Origin of the sequence: Ruegeria atlantica, from assembly GCF_013032455.1 — a bacterium.
GTDB classification, from domain to species: domain Bacteria; phylum Pseudomonadota; class Alphaproteobacteria; order Rhodobacterales; family Rhodobacteraceae; genus Ruegeria; species Ruegeria atlantica_B.
Window position 1 is genome coordinate 155,033 of record NZ_WQCF01000004.1, and the last position, 15,596, is coordinate 170,628.

17 protein-coding genes and 1 pseudogene are annotated in these 15,596 nt (G+C 55.2%); 8 read left to right on the top strand and 10 right to left on the bottom strand.

The window, feature by feature from the left end:
• Positions 1–73: 73 nt before the first annotated feature.
• Positions 74–739 (bottom strand): malonic semialdehyde reductase, encoded by a 666-nt coding sequence (locus GOW93_RS09545; protein WP_170383486.1) that lies wholly within the window; start codon positions 737–739, stop codon positions 74–76.
• Complete coding sequence (locus GOW93_RS09550) at positions 736–1,620, bottom strand: fumarylacetoacetate hydrolase family protein (RefSeq protein WP_170383488.1); 885 nt, start codon at positions 1,618–1,620, stop codon at positions 736–738. The genes GOW93_RS09545 and GOW93_RS09550 overlap by 4 nt, the downstream gene beginning before the upstream one ends.
• Positions 1,621–1,704: 84 nt before the next feature.
• On the opposite strand from GOW93_RS09550, the gene GOW93_RS09555 reads away from it, so the two are divergent.
• From GOW93_RS09555 to yghX, 5 genes are all read left to right on the top strand, one after another.
• The gene (locus GOW93_RS09555; RefSeq protein ID WP_170383490.1) at positions 1,705–2,091 is read left to right on the top strand and encodes a YciI family protein; all 387 of its coding nucleotides are present in this window, start codon (positions 1,705–1,707) and stop codon (positions 2,089–2,091) included.
• A gap of 42 nt (positions 2,092–2,133) precedes the next feature.
• Positions 2,134–2,799, top strand: coding sequence for a GntR family transcriptional regulator (locus GOW93_RS09560; RefSeq protein ID WP_170383492.1), 666 nt, complete (start codon positions 2,134–2,136; stop codon positions 2,797–2,799).
• 1 nt (position 2,800) lies between these two features.
• Complete coding sequence (locus GOW93_RS09565; protein WP_170383494.1) at positions 2,801–4,099, top strand: malonyl-CoA decarboxylase; 1,299 nt, start codon at positions 2,801–2,803, stop codon at positions 4,097–4,099.
• The gene (locus GOW93_RS09570) at positions 4,096–5,619 is read left to right on the top strand and encodes a malonate--CoA ligase (protein ID WP_170383495.1); all 1,524 of its coding nucleotides are present in this window, start codon (positions 4,096–4,098) and stop codon (positions 5,617–5,619) included. Before GOW93_RS09565 ends, GOW93_RS09570 begins: the two co-directional genes overlap by 4 nt.
• A 90-nt stretch (positions 5,620–5,709) precedes the next feature.
• A complete protein-coding gene (gene yghX / locus GOW93_RS09575; protein WP_170383497.1) occupies positions 5,710–6,597 on the top strand; it encodes a YghX family hydrolase in 888 nt (295 codons plus the stop codon).
• A 694-nt stretch (positions 6,598–7,291) separates the two neighbouring features.
• Here yghX and GOW93_RS09580 read toward each other — a convergent pair.
• Complete coding sequence (locus GOW93_RS09580; protein ID WP_170383499.1) at positions 7,292–7,516, bottom strand: DUF1127 domain-containing protein; 225 nt, start codon at positions 7,514–7,516, stop codon at positions 7,292–7,294.
• Complete coding sequence (locus GOW93_RS09585; RefSeq protein WP_254443507.1) at positions 7,506–7,730, bottom strand: DUF1127 domain-containing protein; 225 nt, start codon at positions 7,728–7,730, stop codon at positions 7,506–7,508. The genes GOW93_RS09580 and GOW93_RS09585 overlap by 11 nt, the downstream gene beginning before the upstream one ends.
• A 130-nt stretch (positions 7,731–7,860) precedes the next feature.
• Between GOW93_RS09585 and GOW93_RS09590 the strand changes: the two genes are divergently transcribed.
• The gene (locus tag GOW93_RS09590; RefSeq protein WP_170383803.1) at positions 7,861–8,760 is read left to right on the top strand and encodes a LysR family transcriptional regulator; all 900 of its coding nucleotides are present in this window, start codon (positions 7,861–7,863) and stop codon (positions 8,758–8,760) included.
• Here the strand turns inward: GOW93_RS09590 and GOW93_RS09595 are convergent.
• On the bottom strand, positions 8,757–9,263 hold the full coding sequence (locus GOW93_RS09595; protein ID WP_170383501.1) for a transposase: 507 nt from the start codon (positions 9,261–9,263) through the stop codon (positions 8,757–8,759). The genes GOW93_RS09590 and GOW93_RS09595 overlap by 4 nt on opposite strands.
• A 58-nt stretch (positions 9,264–9,321) precedes the next feature.
• Between GOW93_RS09595 and GOW93_RS09600 the strand changes: the two genes are divergently transcribed.
• On the top strand, positions 9,322–10,005 hold the full coding sequence (locus GOW93_RS09600; RefSeq protein ID WP_170383503.1) for an IS6 family transposase: 684 nt from the start codon (positions 9,322–9,324) through the stop codon (positions 10,003–10,005).
• A 42-nt stretch (positions 10,006–10,047) separates the two neighbouring features.
• On the opposite strand, the pseudogene GOW93_RS09605 reads toward GOW93_RS09600, so the two are convergent.
• From GOW93_RS09605 to GOW93_RS09625, 5 genes and pseudogenes are all read right to left on the bottom strand, one after another.
• Positions 10,048–10,470, bottom strand: a pseudogene (locus GOW93_RS09605) (Arm DNA-binding domain-containing protein); the annotation flags it as partial.
• Positions 10,471–10,745: 275 nt separating this feature from the next.
• The gene (nagA, locus tag GOW93_RS09610) at positions 10,746–11,882 is read right to left on the bottom strand and encodes an N-acetylglucosamine-6-phosphate deacetylase (RefSeq protein ID WP_170383507.1); all 1,137 of its coding nucleotides are present in this window, start codon (positions 11,880–11,882) and stop codon (positions 10,746–10,748) included.
• Positions 11,879–12,907, bottom strand: coding sequence for an SIS domain-containing protein (locus tag GOW93_RS09615; protein WP_170383509.1), 1,029 nt, complete (start codon positions 12,905–12,907; stop codon positions 11,879–11,881). The genes nagA and GOW93_RS09615 overlap by 4 nt, the downstream gene beginning before the upstream one ends.
• Before the next feature lie 19 nt (positions 12,908–12,926).
• Positions 12,927–13,676: a GntR family transcriptional regulator gene (locus tag GOW93_RS09620; RefSeq protein WP_170383511.1), complete on the bottom strand. Its 750-nt coding sequence runs from the start codon at positions 13,674–13,676 to the stop codon at positions 12,927–12,929.
• Positions 13,663–14,538, bottom strand: a complete 876-nt coding sequence (locus tag GOW93_RS09625) for a BadF/BadG/BcrA/BcrD ATPase family protein (RefSeq protein ID WP_170383512.1) — start codon at positions 14,536–14,538, stop codon at positions 13,663–13,665. The genes GOW93_RS09620 and GOW93_RS09625 overlap by 14 nt, the downstream gene beginning before the upstream one ends.
• 163 nt (positions 14,539–14,701) lie before the next feature.
• Between GOW93_RS09625 and GOW93_RS09630 the strand changes: the two genes are divergently transcribed.
• Positions 14,702–15,586: an N-acetylmuramic acid 6-phosphate etherase gene (locus GOW93_RS09630; RefSeq protein WP_170383514.1), complete on the top strand. Its 885-nt coding sequence runs from the start codon at positions 14,702–14,704 to the stop codon at positions 15,584–15,586.
• Positions 15,587–15,596: the final 10 nt, after the last annotated feature.

Sequence of the window (15,596 nt, forward strand, 5' to 3'; positions counted from 1 at the left end):
CACACCAACCGATTTGCGCAGCATTGCGACGGCAAAGTACTTGGCCGATTGGCCGCCCACTTGCGTCATTTCCTCATGCATAAGAACAAACCTTGTCGAACGGAAATCGCGGCAGTTTGTGAAACAAACCCGTTTCATCGGCGTAACCTAGATTGCACAGAAAGTTCGATTTGAGGGTGGTTCCTGCAAAGAACTCCTCGTCGACAATCTTGTTCGAAAAGCCTGACATGGCACCAACGTCCAACCCAACGGCCCGTGCCGCGATCATGAAGTAGGCGCCCTGAAGCGTACCATTGCGAAACGCCGTATCGGCCACGTAATCGGGATTGTTTTCGAACAACGGCCGACGATCTTCGTGTGGGAAAAGGAAGGGCAGTTCCTTCCAGAACTCCATGTCGTAGGCAATTATGGCCGTGACTGGCGCGCCCATCATCTTTGGCACGTTCTTTGGCTTCAAAGACTTGGCAAGCCGCACTTTGCCCTCGGCACTTTTCACGAAAATGAACCGCGCAGGCAGTGTATTCATACTGGTCGCGCCGTTGATCGTGATGTCGTAAATCTCTTCAAGCAACGCGTCGGAAACCGGCTTGTTTGTCCACGCATAGTGCGACCGGGACTCGCGCAGAATCAAGGCGATTGCGTCATCCGACAGACGAGGAATGCGCGCGCGCAGTTCGCGATGATCTTGCTGCGCCTTGGCGCGAAGTGCCTCCAGCTCTGCCCCGGTCGGTGCGCTCATTCTGCTGCCACCTTTGACCTATTGTCTTTTTCGTCCACGATCGGGCTGGAACAGGTGCCGATACCTTCGATCTCGACCTCAACGGTTTCTCCCGGCTTCAACCAGCGAGGGTCGGGTTTTTTGGCGTGGCCCACGCCCGGCGGTGTCCCCAATGCAACCAGATCTCCCGGTTCCAGGGTCATGAATTCCGAAATTGTCGCGATCACCTGGCGGACACCCCAGATCATGTTGGCGGTGTTCGAACTTTGAAGAACCTCATCGCCAACGCGGCTTTCGATCTTGAGGCCCGAAGCGCCTTCGGGCAACTCATCCTGAGTCACGGTGAAGGGGCCAATTGCACCTGTGTCATCAAAATTCTTACCCGGCGTCCACTGAACCGTTTTGCGCTGATAGTCCCGCACCGACCCATCGTTGAAAACGGTGTAGCCAAACACATGGTTCAGCGCGTCTTCTTCCGAGATATGGCGACCGCGTTTCCCAACGATCAGCATCAATTCCGCTTCGTAATCGAAATGCTCGGAAGCCGCCGGTCGCACCATAGGCTTGCCAGCCGCCATGATTGAGTTCTTTCCGCGCATGAACAGCGTGGGGTACTCGGGAATGTCGTATCCACCTTCTTTGATGTGGTCGGTATAGTTCAATCCCATGCAAATAATGGTGCCGGGGGCGACCACCGGCAACGCTGGGGTGATAGTCGAGACTGGCACAGACACTGCTGCCGAGATTTTATCAGCGAGTGAGTCGCTCAAACCCGGATTGGCAATCAGCCCCATCAGATCCGTGCCGACACCAGCGTCCAAAGACGTTAAATTTACTGCATTTTCGCCACTCACGGCAAAAACCGCAGTGCCTTCCGAAGTCTCTCCTACCAGGTATTTCATTTTCACCATCCATAACAGTTCGCTTGATTTTTGCCGACTATTTTGCAATATGTCAAATAATATCGATATTATTGGAGGGCGCCAATGGTTGCTTGGGCGGACTACAAATCAGAAGCAAAGAACCGGGGCGCATTGGCTTTGGAGCTTTATGTTGCTCTCAGCACACCAGCCAAAGCGCCCGAAGATGTGAAGGCTTCACTGCCCGATCACCTGGCATATCAGGCGCAACTTGAAAGTTCGGGTCAGCTGGCTTTTGCAGGGCCAATGTCGGATGAAACCGGTGAGCATATGCAGGGAATGGGCCTGATCATCTACCGCGCCGACAGCCTTGAGGCCGCTCGAAAGCTGGCCGAGGACGATCCGATGCATAAAAACGGGGCGCGCAGTTTTGTGCTTCGGCGCTGGATGATCAACGAAGGCTCTCTGAACCTCTCAGTCGGCCTATCGACCGGAACAAGCGCCCTCAGTTAAAAGAACTTCAAAGATTGCGCATTCAAAGAGGAAAAGTCGGATATGGACGTCATGCTTGATACCGAGGGCAAAGAGAAATCAGCCACTCATGGTGCGTATCGACGGCTGCGCGATATGATCCTCACAGGCGAGTTGCCGCCCGGACAGAAGCTCAAGATCGAACAACTCCGTGGCCTTCTGGATACGGGCGCAAGCCCGGTTCGGGAGGCGCTTAGCCTCCTGACATCTGACATGCTGGTCGAGCGGATTGATCAGCGCGGATTTCGGGCGGCGCCAGTCAGCAAATCCAACTTCGAGGAAATACTGTTGCTCCGATGCAACCTCGAGGAAACAGCGCTGCGCGCTTCCATCGCTAATGCAGATGGAGCTTGGGAGGACAGGCTTGTTTTGCGGCATCACCATATGAAAAAGGCCAGTCAAAAAAGTGCACCAGACTTCGAAGACGCCCACAAAGTGTTTCATATGGCCTTGTTGGAAAATGCAAAACTGCCGTTGCTGCTACGGTATTGCTCGCAGCTTTATGACCTCAACATTCGCTATCGTTATCTGGCGGCGGGAGGGCCCAGTTACAAAAAGCGCGATATCGCTGCCGAACACCAGCAAATCCTGGATGCCGCACTCGACCACGATGCAGACGGCGCGACCAAGCACTTGCTCAACCACTACCGCCGAACGGGTGAGTACCTGAGCAGTCAGATGGAGTCCTGAAATGCAGCGGAACTGGTTTCTGGGCGATCTGCTGAATCAGCTGTTCGATCGTCCCGGCAAAAAGCGCGGCAACGATGACTATCGATCCATTGCAGAGCTTTGTGAGGCCTTGTTGTCCGCAGAAGGCGAAGTATCGGGGTTCACCCTCGCCTCCACAATTCTTGATCGGTACCAGACCTTAGAAGACCCCGAGAAATTGGAGTTTTTTGCCTATTTGAATGACCAACTTGAGCTGGACGCGGATCAGCTTACCGAAGTGGCAAGCCTCTATGCCAACGACAGAAGTGTCAATTTATATCAAAGGCTTAGCGAAGTCGCGGAACCCAAACGGCAAGAGTTGTTGCGCCGATTGAACCAACCATCCGGCGCGACACAAGAACTCGTAGCAATGCGCGTTGACCTATTGCGCTTTCTTAAATCCAACCCCGAGCTCAAACGAACAGATATTGATTTCGTTCATTTGCTGAGAAGCTGGTTCAATCGGGGCTTTCTTGTCCTCAAACAAATCAGTTGGGATACCCCTGCCCGCGTTTTGGACAAGATCGTTGCCTACGAAGCGGTCCATCAAATCAACGATCTAGATGATCTGCGACGCAGGCTCTACCCGCCGGATCGTCGTTGCTTTGCATTCTTCCATCCTTCGATGCCAGATGAGCCGCTGATTTTTGTCGAAGTTGCTTTGACGGCTGAAGTTCCAGACGCAATCGATGCGCTTTTGTCCGAAGATCGGGAACCGATCGAAACCGAACAAGCGAAAGTCGCGGCGTTCTACTCTATCTCGAATTGCCAGAAAGGTTTAACCGGTATCAGCTTTGGCAATCTGTTGATCAAACAGGTTGTAACTGAGCTGTCGCGAGAACTTGAGGGGCTTGATACATTTGTGACCTTGTCGCCGATACCGGGACTGAACCGTTGGCTAGAGGGCGAAACAGACAATCCTGAGCACGGCCACGCCGCCGAAGCCGTACTTGCGGCAACAACCTCCCCGCAAGATTTGCGCGCAATGGCCGCCCGGTACCTGTTGTTCGCCAAGCGCGAGGATGGGATGCCGCTGGATCCCGTGGCCCGCTTTCACCTCGGAAACGGTGCCGAGTTGCACGAGTTGCACGCCGAAGCCGATTTGTCACCGAACGGACGATCACAATCCGGCGGTGCGATGGTGAACTACCTGTACGATTTAAACAAAACAGAACGTCATCACGAAGAGTTCGCGACACATGCGACGATCGAAGCCTCGCGTTCTGTTCGCGCGGCCTCAACCGCTGCGCTTGCGACCAAGCCAAGGGAAAATACCGCGTGACCAACACTCTATACGACAGCCTGTTTGCCCGGCATGAGGGCAACGAGGCTCCGTTCCTGCAACTCGACGATGACCAGGTTGTGTCCTATGACGCGTTTTTGAAGCGCACCGCGCAGGTCGCGCATGTTTTGCAAAACAACGGCGTTTCACCAGGCGATCGCATCGTTGTGCAAGCACCCAAGCTGGCCGATACGATTGCCCTCTACGCCGCTTCGGTACAGGCAGGTGCAGTCTATCTGCCGCTTAACACTGCCTACACATTGGCAGAGTTGGACTATTTCATCTCTGATGCCCAACCTTCGATGATCGTTTGCGACAGCAGAGACGAAATTGAAGTCGGAAAATTGGCGGCTCGGTCTGGGGCGAAGCTGCGGACACTCGGCGGCGTTTACCCTAGCCTGAGCAGCGAGGCCGACGCGCAGCCCTGCGTATTCGAAACCGTAGATCGCGCTCCGGACGATCTTGCCGCGTTGCTCTACACATCAGGCACCACAGGCCGTTCCAAAGGCGCAATGCTGAGCCATCAAAACCTATTGTCCAACGCCCAAGCTCTTGTTGGTCTGTGGGGTATCACAAACGACGATCGCTTGGTTCACGCGCTGCCGATCTTTCACACGCACGGGCTTTTCGTGGCGATGAATACGTCACTACTCGCCGGTGCCAGAGTTCGCCTTATGCAAAAGTTCGACCTCGGCGCCATCCTGGATGAATTGCCCCAGTCGACCCTTTTGATGGGGGTTCCCACTTTCTATACCAGACTGTTGGCAGACGACCGGTTCACAAAAGAGATCACAGGGAACATGCGCCTGTTCGTCTCGGGCTCTGCCCCCCTGCTTGCCGAAACCCATCAGGCATTCGAAACGCGCACCGGCCACCGCATACTTGAGCGCTATGGCATGACCGAGACAAACATGAACACCTCTAACCCCTATAGTGGCGAACGTCGCGCGGGAACTGTCGGCATGGCACTGCCCGGCATCGAGGTGATCGTGACACATACGGAAACCGGAGAACCAGTGCCCCCGGGCGAAGTTGGAATGATCGAAGTCCGCGGCCCCAACGTGTTCAAAGGCTATTGGCAGATGCCCGAGAAAACCGCCGAAGAGTTGCGAGAGAACGGGTTCTTCATCACCGGGGACTTGGGCCAATTCAGCGAGGACAGCTATCTATCGATTGTGGGCCGGTCGAAAGACCTGATCATTACCGGTGGTTACAACGTGTATCCCAAAGAAATTGAAGAGATACTGAACGACATCGGCGGTGTTCTGGAATCGGCGGTTTTCGGCGTCCCCGACAACGATTTTGGCGAAGCAATCATCGCCGCTCTGGTTATTGAGCCAAGCGTAAAACTTGAAGCGGATCAGATTGCTGAGACCATCAGGGACAAGCTGTCGCGCTTCAAACATCCGCGCCGCTACGAATTCGTCTCGGAATTGCCGCGAAACACTATGGGAAAAGTTCAAAAGAACGTGCTGCGCGAACGGTACGCGGACATGGAACTGTCGCCGGCAGAATCTTAGTAAGCCCATCCAGACGCTCAATCAAATAAAGACTTTCAGATCGGATACTACCCTCCCCTTCAGACTGCCAAACTCATTAGGAGATCCATAATGACCCGCATGACGGCAAAAGACTTCGACCGGGAACTTCTGGACCTGTATGACTTTTACGCGCACGGCAAGATCACCAAGCGCCAATTCCTGGACCGCGCCGGTAAGTTCGCGGTCGGCGGCGTGACAGCGGTTGCGTTGCTGAACATGCTCAGCCCGAATTATGCGATGGCTCAGCAAGTGTCATTCAACGATCCCGATATCCACGCAGACTACATTACCTATCCGTCCCCCAATGGAACCGGTGATGTCCGAGGTTATCTTGTCCGGCCCGCTGGCGTTGAGGAGCCCCTTCCTGGGGTGCTGGTGATCCACGAAAACCGCGGTTTGAATCCTTACATCGAGGATGTGGCGCGTAGGTTGGCAAAAGCCGGTTTTATGGCGCTGGCCCCCGACGGTCTGACATCAGTTGGCGGCTACCCGGGCAACGACGCCGATGGGCGCGAATTGCAAAAGACAGTGGACGGTGTCGAGTTGATGAACGATTTCTTCAACGGGTTCGAATACCTGCTGAACCGAGAAGATTGCACCGGAAAGGTCGGCGCGGTGGGTTTCTGCTATGGCGGTGGAGTGGTCAGCGCAATTGCCGTGGCCTACCCCGAACTTTCGGCAGGAGTGCCATTCTACGGACGTCAGCCTGCAACAGAAGATGTACCCAAAATTCAGGCACCGTTACTTGTTCAGATGGGAGAGCTTGACGAACGCATCAATGCAGGTTGGCCAGATTTTGAAGCCGCTCTGCAATCCAATGATAAGGTTTACGAGGCCTATATCTACGAAAATGCCAACCATGGTTTTCACAACGACAGCACGCCGCGTTATGATGAGGAGATGGCAAACCTAGCTTGGGATCGCACTATTGATTGGTTTAACACCTATCTTAAATGAGTTCGCGGAACGGTGAAGCGACTGCAACAATTTTGTCATAGCTTCGGTGCATACAGGTCCCGAGAGGTGCTGTAAGTTGAATTCCAACCAGTTTCTGGTAGGCCTGAGAGACTGTCATTAAAGCCGTGCAAAGATCGCTCCACCCGCCCTGAGCGGCAGACCGCGTCATCTTGGAGGTGTCTAGGCTGGAGAGAGTGGAATGCTCCATTTGATTTGGATCACCGTTATGTTTGGGAAACGGAGGACCGAGAATGTCGAACAAGAGACAAGGTCAGAAGAAATAGTCAGAAACTGCGGCAAGTTGATGCGCTCGTCGAGTAGGGAATTATGCTTGCAGACGCGATCCGCGAGGTTCGCATAGCGGAACCGGCTGTGGCCGGTGCCCTTTCAAGGCTGGGTTTTTCCAAGATTTAATCCCGATAGAATAGGTGCACGGGGTAGGCGCGGCAAAACTCTCTAACATGCGCTGGATAGTGCAGATCGCTGTCTTTCCACCCACAAGCCCTTCTAGTTCTGGTCCTGCAAATTCGTCTAAAATTATCGAGCCAGCACTTTCGGGAGGAGTTGAAAGTGCTGGCCCGTGCGTTGGCGCTCCCTGTTGGCATTTTCGCCCCCGCGTATGCTGGCTTACTCTGGGAGGAGCGAGAACCAGCAAATTTCGTGTTGCCCTCTGACGTAGAGAGCCTCGGATCAATTAGTCAGCCATTAACTTCGCGGCATATTTTGGGATATCGGATCGCGAAATTCCGATCTGAGAGAGTTGATAGTCGCTCATGTTCGAAAGTGTGGAGAGCATTCGAGCCATTTGCAGTGCCTTTAAGGCGGCATTTGCTGTGGATCCGATCCACGCCAAGAAGCTGATTGATTGGGCGATAGTATGACCGCGATTTGTACCAACCGTCTGGGTGTCAACAGCCATAGGCGGCCTCCAAAGCGAGTTTTTTGATGTTACTGCGCGGGATGCCCAGATCTGTCAGGTCGCGGTCAGACAGAACTGAGAGCTCATAATACGATGCGCGATAAATCCTGCGCTTGGACTGTGCATTTCGCATCGTGTCCAACTTTTGATGAAAGAACGTGCGGCCAGCTTCGAAAACGACATCCAGCCCGCTGTTTGATCGAGTAATTGCCATGATATTACCTCGCCCATTGCTGCAATGCAGTATTTATGCTGCAATGCAGAGGTAGGCGAGTTTGGTAGCGCTCTCAATTTGGCAATTTGGCAAAGGCCCCATGCCAGATTGGAACAGCAAGGGTCATGACATGGATATCTCTGCTCAAATGTTAATCTTTGCGACGGTCGTCGAGCAGGGAAGCATATCTGCGGCTGCACGATCAATGAGACAAACCCCATCGGCTGTAAGCAAGCAGATCGGCTTGCTCGAAGATCAGGTGCACTACCGCCTTCTGAATCGCACCAGAACAGGTGTCTCCCCGACGCAAGAAGGCCAAGCATTCTACGAAAAATGCAAAGCGATGGCTGATAAATTCAAAGAAGCCGAAGCGATGATACATAACTTTGACGGCATCCCGCGCGGATTACTCAGAGTCGCGTCCACGGTCGCCTTTGGTAAGTCCCAGCTGATCCCTGCTCTGCCTGAATTCATGGAAGAGAATCTCGAGGTTCAAGTGTCGTTGGATTTAACCGACCGTGAGATAGATCTTCGGAGTGAAGGGTTCGATGTAGCAATCTGCTTTGCTGAACAACGCAAGAACCCAGATGTGGTCGTTAGGCGCATCATGCGGAGCCGCAGGGTGCTTTGTGCTTCACCTGGATACATTGAGCGGTCTGGAACACCGTCGAATTTTGCCGAGTTGGCCGACCACAATTGCCTCAGGCTTGCAGGAGGAAGCCAAAGGAACACTTGGAAAAGCATCGAACCCACGGCAGGCGATGAATTTGAAGCAACGGGCAGTTTTGAGGGAAACAGCACGGATGTCGTCTTTCGAGCGGCACTAGCTGGGATAGGGATCGCGCGGCTCCCCTGTTACATCGCAGACTGCAAGTTTAAATCCGGCGAACTCATCCATGTTATGCCGGGATACGCACCACCCAGCACTGATATCGTCGTGATGTTTGCCGACAGGCGCAATCTAGCGCCGAAAACCCGAGCGTTCGTAGATTACCTGGTGCGACGGTTTCGGAGTGTCGGGGAAAATTAAATGACCGGCAAACAACGCTCAGAAGAATTTGAACGTTTCCAAGTGAAACCGACCCCAAAACGCCGGTAAACCTCTTCGGCGTGGCCGGCGGCCTCCCTTTCCCGGTCGCGCACCGTTTTCAAGCTGTAGTCAGCAGCGGAGCCCTTTGTCCTGCCACCGCGGTGAGAGGGGTATCCGGCGGCCAGTTCCAGCTTTCTCAGCTTCCATTCCGACAGAGCGGGGCGGTTCCAGATGTATTCCTCGCCTTTGGACAACATGTGACAGACAACAACCGTTAGCTTCCGCCCCGTCGCAACTGCGGCAACTTGGTTGCCCCGTTTTTCTTTGATCCTCCTGAAGAATGCCCTTAGCGGACCGGATGTACGGGAGACCGACCAGGCCGCCTCCACCAGCATCGCCCGCGCATGCGATCTACCCTGCTTGGTGATCCGTCCATGATAGGCGGGTTTGTCTCCGGATTGGCGCACCCTGGGATTGAGACCGAAATAGCGGCTTTGTCGCAAACTTTCGGCTCCGTCGCCTCCGTGTTAATGGCGTCTCGGATTTCGAACGAGGCGGGCAGTGACAATATCATTCAAAGGCGCTCATTTCCCAAGGGACGTGATTTTGCACGCGGTGTTCTTCTATCTGCGCTTCTCGGTGTCGTACCGTGACTTGGAAGAAATCCTGGCCGAGCGTGGCGTTAAGGTAGATCACGCCACGCTAAACCGATGGATCGTCAAATACGCACCTCTGGTCGCCGACCGGGCACGTCGTCAGAAGCGTTGCTGCGGTCGATCCTGGCGAATGGACGAAACCTATGTGCGCGTTAAAGGAGTATGGGTCTACCTATACCGGGCGGTAGACAAACACGGTAAGACCCTTGATTTTATGCTGTCCGAACGGCGGAGCAAAGCTGCGGCGACAATATTCTTCGCTCGTGCGCTCGAGGTAAACGGGCTCCCAAGAAAGATAGTGATCGACAAAAGCGGCGCCAACACTGCCGGTATCAAGGCCATCAACAAGATGTTGAAAGGCTTTGGTTGCCCGGTCCCAATCGAGATGGTGAGGCGAAAATTCCTAAACAACATCATTGAACAAGACCATCGATTTATCAAACGCCGGATCCGCCCAATGCTCGGTTTCAAGTCATTCGCCTCCGCTTCTGCAACGCTTGAAGGGATTGAAGTTGCGCAGATGATCCGAAAGGGTCAGTTCGGACTCGAGATCTGTCCGTTCAAACAGTTTGCGGAACTAGCTGTCTAAACACAGCAACTTCTAACAAACATTCATACTTCAGAAAAGAATGCGACAAAGCCTCCCTTTCGTGATCTCGTCCAACGGCAAGCGAAGCCAGTCCTTGAGGTGGTTGTCGAACTGCTGCCGCAAACCGGACCGATGTGCCTCCGACCGCAACTTGGGTCTGGCCAGGTAGGACTCCATTGCAACTTCCAGCGTCGGCGCCCCAATCTGGATCTTCTTGCCAGCGCCCCTGCCCCATTCCAGCGCAAAACCCAATGCTGTTTGCCGAGCAGCATCAGCAGAGATCGTAGGATATCGGCCAATCAGAATCCGCCGCGTTTGGCCCCCAACGTCTTTCTGAAAGTACCAGGTCTTTGAGCGCTTTCCGACGAAGAGCACCAGCCCTTTTATCTCGTTGTCCCAGTGCTTGACTGTTCCGTCTTTTGTCTGCGGTGTTTTACGTGCGAAGGTCTCTGTAAGTTTTGGCATTTTGTCGGCTTTTTGTCGGTATAAGCAAGAAAATCCTGACAACCACAGGAACACGGATGAACAATTAAAGTCAATAAAATGAATAGTATGGAATGAAAATGAATGATCCGGAAAACTTGATCACTAGCTTGGAAGGCTGAGGTAATAGCCAGTATACGACGCCCGCTCAGCGGGGGTCGGTTTAAGGGATGCGTCAGGTGCCGTCAAGCGCCCTTCGGTTGTAGTTTTCAATTTCCGCACAGCCCAAAAGACGGGAACACCAAACGCCCGGCGTTTTATCCCAGATCAGTCAGCCACGAACACGAATCTAGACTAGCCGAAATCCGGATCATCATGTCGTATCGAAGCTGTTGTGCAGCCGTTTGGCCGATCAATGTTGCCGGATAGGTCGTTGCAGCGGCCAGCGCATCCTGCAATGGAACACCAACTTGTGTGACCAGAGTGCAAATGGCCGTAGTTAAATCGAGATCTGCCCCGGCCAGTGTTCCGTCCTCAAGCGTCAGGCGCCCATCCGTTCGCGTAATCCGACGACCCTCCAGCTCGAACGCGGTTTGATCGGTGCCCGCCACAGCCATGGCATCGCTAACCAGAAAGATCTGACCGGGCGCGGTTTTGGCGGCCCACGCCGCGCGCATCACCTCGGGGTGAACATGGATGCCATCTGCAATTATCCCCGCCGAAAGTCCCCCATTGGCCAGCGCCGCCCCGACCAGACCGGGTTCGCGATTACCCATCTGGCTCATAGCGTTGAAAAGATGGGTGACACAACGCGCGCCCGCCGTGGCATAGCGCTGACAGATCATAAAATCCGCATCGCTATGACCCAGCGACACCAGTACACCCGCCTCACACAGGGCCAGAACCTGCTTTTCCGAGACAGATTCGGGTGCAAGCGTCACCATGAGGCAGGGCAATTCCCCTGCCGCTTTTATCAGCGCCGCCAGATCTGCCTCTTCCATCGGTCGGATCAAGGCCCCGTCATGCGCGCCCTTACGCGCCACGGATAAATGTGGCCCCTCCAGGTGCAACCCTGCGACGCCCGGCACACCTGCCTGAACCGCCTGTATCGCGGCCTCAATGGCGGCTTGGGTTTTCTCAGGTGTGTCGGTGATCAGCGTCGGCAGCAACGACGCCACGCCCAATCGGCGATGCGCTTCCGCAATCCGTCGGATCGAGTCCACCGAAGGATCATCGTTGAACATTACACCGTCGCCACCGTTCACCTGCAGATCGACGAATCCGGGGCACAGAATGTCCCCGTTCAAATCGACAACCTGCCCGTCCTTCGGTGCACTTTCGTCGGGTACCATCCCGGCCAACCTGCCATCACGAAAGGTTATGGCGTGACCGAAATGCAAACCCCTGCCGTCAAACAGAGCCCCATTGCGAAATGTTATCGAACCAGAAGTCATACCGTCTCTGTCACCTTTCTAAGATGGCGCGGCGCATCAGGGTCGATTCCGCGAGCGCAGGCCACGGATTCGACCATGCTGTAAAATGAAGTGATGGCGGATATGGGGTCGGTCAGCCAATGATCGGTACGCGTTACCGGCAAACTGTTTGCGCGGGTCACCTTGTCGGTTGCAGCAAACACCGTTGCCCCTTTGCCAGCCAGCGCATCCGCAGCCTCGGCAGTCGCCTGTTCGGCCGCATCACGAGCGGCGAAAACGATGGTCGGGAACCCTTCTTCCACGATTGAGACCGGTCCGTGCAGAACCTCGGCCGCCGAATAACTTTCAGCGTGGATTTGGCAGGTTTCCTTGATCTTCAGCGCCGCCTCATTGGACATCGCGTATGACGGTCCACGGCCCAGAGTGAACAGCGAACGACCCGTGATCGTCTCGGCCGCTGCCGACCAATCACATAGGGCGGCCTTTTCAAGATGCCCCGGCAAAGATCGGATTGCACCGATCAGCGCGTCATCCTCTTTCACTTCGGCCAACAACCACAGCCCCGCCACCAGTGAAGTAACAAATGTTTTGGTAGCCGCCACACTCAACTCGGGTCCGGCGTGAAGAGGCAGCATCGCGTCCGCCACCTCGGCCAGCCGCGACGCTGTATTGTTGGTGATTGCAATGGTCATCCCGCCCGACGCCTTCAGAGACCGCGTCATACCAACGATGTCCGGGCTTTGACCGGACTGAGAAACAGACAGGCAGACCGCACCTTCAGCTCGCAAATCCGAGCCATAGATCGAACTGACCGATGGCCCCACCGAGGCGACGGGTAGTTTCAGCAACAACTCGCTGGCATATTTCAAATAAGTACAGGCATGGTCAGATGATCCGCGCGCAACCGTGATCAGAAATCGGGGATCGGCCTGTTTCACCCGGTGAGCGGCATCCTGAATGTTGGCTTCACCCTCGCCAAGCAAACGATCAACGGCGGCAGGGATTTCCAGAATCTCCTGCCGCATTTTCGAACTGTGTTCTGACATGCTTTTCCGGCCTTTCCGGTTACAACCGCAGTTCGGCGACAAAATCATAGGCGTCGCCGCGATAAAGGGAGCGGGTCAGTTCCGCGACCCGCCCGTTTTTGAGGAACGAAATACGTTCGATGTTCAGCCCGGCTGCCCCTTCGGGCACCTCCAGCAACTCAGCTTCGGGCGCAGCAAGGTTAAGGGCCGAGATTTTCTGAACCGCCCGCACCGGTCGCCGCCCCATAGCCTCCAGCACCTCATACAAAGAGGTCGTTACCTCAATTGGATTCGGCAGGATATCCAACGGCAATGCCGCCCGCTCCAGCGCCAACGGGCGGCCATTGGCTTCACGCAAGCGGTATATGCGGGATATCTGTTCACCATCCTGCAGGCTCAGCGCCTCGACCTCTTCGGGGGTTGGCGCGAATACGCCGCGCTCCAACCATTTTGAGGTGGTCTGCATACCTCGGCTGGACATGTCCTCGGTAAAGGATGTCAGGTGAGTCAGCGATTGCTCAACCCGCGGAACGCGTTCGCGAATGAACGAGCCCGAGCCCTGACGTTGTTCGATCACGCCCTCTTGAACCAACTCCTGTATCGCCTTGCGCACGGTGACGCGCGACAGGTCGGTGATTTCGACCAGTTCTCGTTCCGACGGCAATGACGTGTTCGGTGCCAGAACGCCCGTGTCGATCCCCTCTTGAAGTCTGCGTCGCAATTGTACGTATCGCGGCCCCCTGTCGGGGCTCAGCCAAAGATCAGCGCGCAAGAAGTCAGAGATGCTCATTTCGGATCTCCTTTGCCAATGCCAAAGCGCCAGTCAACGGTTCACCCAGCGGCGGGCGCACGGCGGATCGCATGTTATCAGGCAGGTAGGTCGCATAGTGGCCCGCAATCCCACCAGTCAAGCAGATCGTCCGACCCGGTTGCCAACCAAGCCCATTTGCGATTTCCACGATGTAATCCGAACCTGCTTGCAAAATTTGCACGGCAACACGGTCACCTTCCTTGGCTTCGGATGTCACCTGCGGCGCAAGCGCGCCGAATTGGGCGGGAGAAGCATTTTTAGCAAAGCGCACGATGCCAGCAGGACCGCCCATGTCGGTCAACAGACTTTGTGTCAGCCTGGTCCCAATTTGCGTACCATCATACGCGCACAAGGCTTCGGATAAAGCGCGGCGTCCGACCCACTGAGCCGAGGCCTCATCCCCCAGAACCGAACCCCAGCCCCCGGCAAAACGCATCGCGCCATCGGCTTGCACCGCAATGAAAGAACCGGTCCCGCAATGAGCGACCAGACCATCCTGCGCCCCCAACGCCCCGCGCACAGCAGCCGGGCGATCATCTTCAACTCGTGCATTCGTCAGACCCAGCGCGTCACTCAAACGCCCTGCAATACCTGCATCGGTAACACCCGCAAGACCAATAAAGGCTGGCCAGCCAATCATATCCTCGACCTTAATCTCAACCTGTCGCGACAAGGCATCCAATCCAGCCCGTATCTGCTTCAGGGCGCCATCAAAATCGGTGGATACATTGGCGGCCCCGGTTTCAGAGCAATGGACAGCGCCATCAATTTCGCACGCAACACGGCATCGCGTTCCTCCGCCATCCACGGCCAACACAGCGCTATCATGAGATTCGATCATGACAATACCATTATAATACCTTTTTAGATTTTAAAAGGACGGAATGGGAAAATATACCGATGAATTCCACCTAATACGCAGAAAAAGTCTCAATCAGAAATAAATTATGGACAAGTGGTATTAGATAGGTATTGTATACGGTGTCACATGGGAGGGGATTCTCTTGACGCTGCCACAAACCGAACAACTGCACCCAAATGCAGCACTGTTGAACCGGGGTGACCTGATCACCTCGGCACGCGCATTAGCGGAAGGCCAAATCGCCGCCGCGGCAGTTGTCCGTGACGCGCTGGGCAATATAGCTCAAGGTGCCAAGGCCATGGCGAACACAATCCGCGAGGACGGAGTGCTACACTACGTTGCAGCCGGATCCTCGGGCTTGATGGCGGCTGCTGATGCACAGGAATTGGGTGGCACATTCTCGATCCCCCCTGCGCGTCTGCGCATCCATATGGCGGGCGGCCTACCAACCGGGGCTGAGATGCCGGGCGGCGCTGAAGACGCTACTGACGGCCTGCTGAAAGCCTTGGGCCAAGTACAAGGCATGGACACCATCATTGCCGTATCAGCCAGCGGCTCAACACCCTATACCATTGCGGCAGCAAACATCGCCCAGACCTGCGGCGCGACTGTTATCGGCATTGCGAATAACGCAGGCAGCCCCCTGTTGGAAGCGGCCGATATTCCCATCCTGCTGGCGACCCCACCCGAGCTGATCTCAGGATCGACGCGCATGGGTGCAGGGACCGCTCAAAAGATCGCGTTGAACATGCTGTCTTCGCTGATGGCGGTCGAATTGGGCCACGTGCACGAAGGCATGATGGTGAATCTGCGCGCGGACAATGACAAGCTGCGCGGACGCGCAATCGGCATCGTCGCCGGAATAGCCGAAGTTGACCCTGATACTGCGAAGCACGCCTTAGACATCGCCGGCGGAGATGTGAAACCCGCCATCCTGATCGCCGCGCAGGGTGTTTCACCAGAGCAAGCCCACGCACGCCTACAGGCGACAAATGGAATATTGAGCATCGCGCTCGCACAAGAATGACAAAGATAAA

Bases quoted from the DNA above. Each gene is read 5' to 3' on its own strand.
- GOW93_RS09580 (WP_170383499.1), bottom strand. From the start codon at position 7,516: ATGGCTGTTGACACCCAGACGGTTGGTACAAATCGCGGTCATACTATC.
- yghX (WP_170383497.1), top strand. From the start codon at position 5,710: ATGACCCGCATGACGGCAAAAGACTTCGACCGGGAACTTCTGGACCTG.
- GOW93_RS09615 (WP_170383509.1), bottom strand. From the start codon at position 12,907: ATGTCAGAACACAGTTCGAAAATGCGGCAGGAGATTCTGGAAATCCCT.
- GOW93_RS09625 (WP_170383512.1), bottom strand. From the start codon at position 14,538: ATGATCGAATCTCATGATAGCGCTGTGTTGGCCGTGGATGGCGGAGGA.
- nagA (WP_170383507.1), bottom strand. From the start codon at position 11,882: ATGACTTCTGGTTCGATAACATTTCGCAATGGGGCTCTGTTTGACGGC.
- GOW93_RS09550 (WP_170383488.1), bottom strand. From the start codon at position 1,620: ATGAAATACCTGGTAGGAGAGACTTCGGAAGGCACTGCGGTTTTTGCC.
- GOW93_RS09555 (WP_170383490.1), top strand. From the start codon at position 1,705: ATGGTTGCTTGGGCGGACTACAAATCAGAAGCAAAGAACCGGGGCGCA.
- GOW93_RS09590 (WP_170383803.1), top strand. From the start codon at position 7,861: ATGGATATCTCTGCTCAAATGTTAATCTTTGCGACGGTCGTCGAGCAG.
- GOW93_RS09545 (WP_170383486.1), bottom strand. From the start codon at position 739: ATGAGCGCACCGACCGGGGCAGAGCTGGAGGCACTTCGCGCCAAGGCG.
- GOW93_RS09565 (WP_170383494.1), top strand. From the start codon at position 2,801: ATGCAGCGGAACTGGTTTCTGGGCGATCTGCTGAATCAGCTGTTCGAT.
- GOW93_RS09620 (WP_170383511.1), bottom strand. From the start codon at position 13,676: ATGAGCATCTCTGACTTCTTGCGCGCTGATCTTTGGCTGAGCCCCGAC.
- GOW93_RS09585 (WP_254443507.1), bottom strand. From the start codon at position 7,730: ATGGCAATTACTCGATCAAACAGCGGGCTGGATGTCGTTTTCGAAGCT.
- GOW93_RS09560 (WP_170383492.1), top strand. From the start codon at position 2,134: ATGGACGTCATGCTTGATACCGAGGGCAAAGAGAAATCAGCCACTCAT.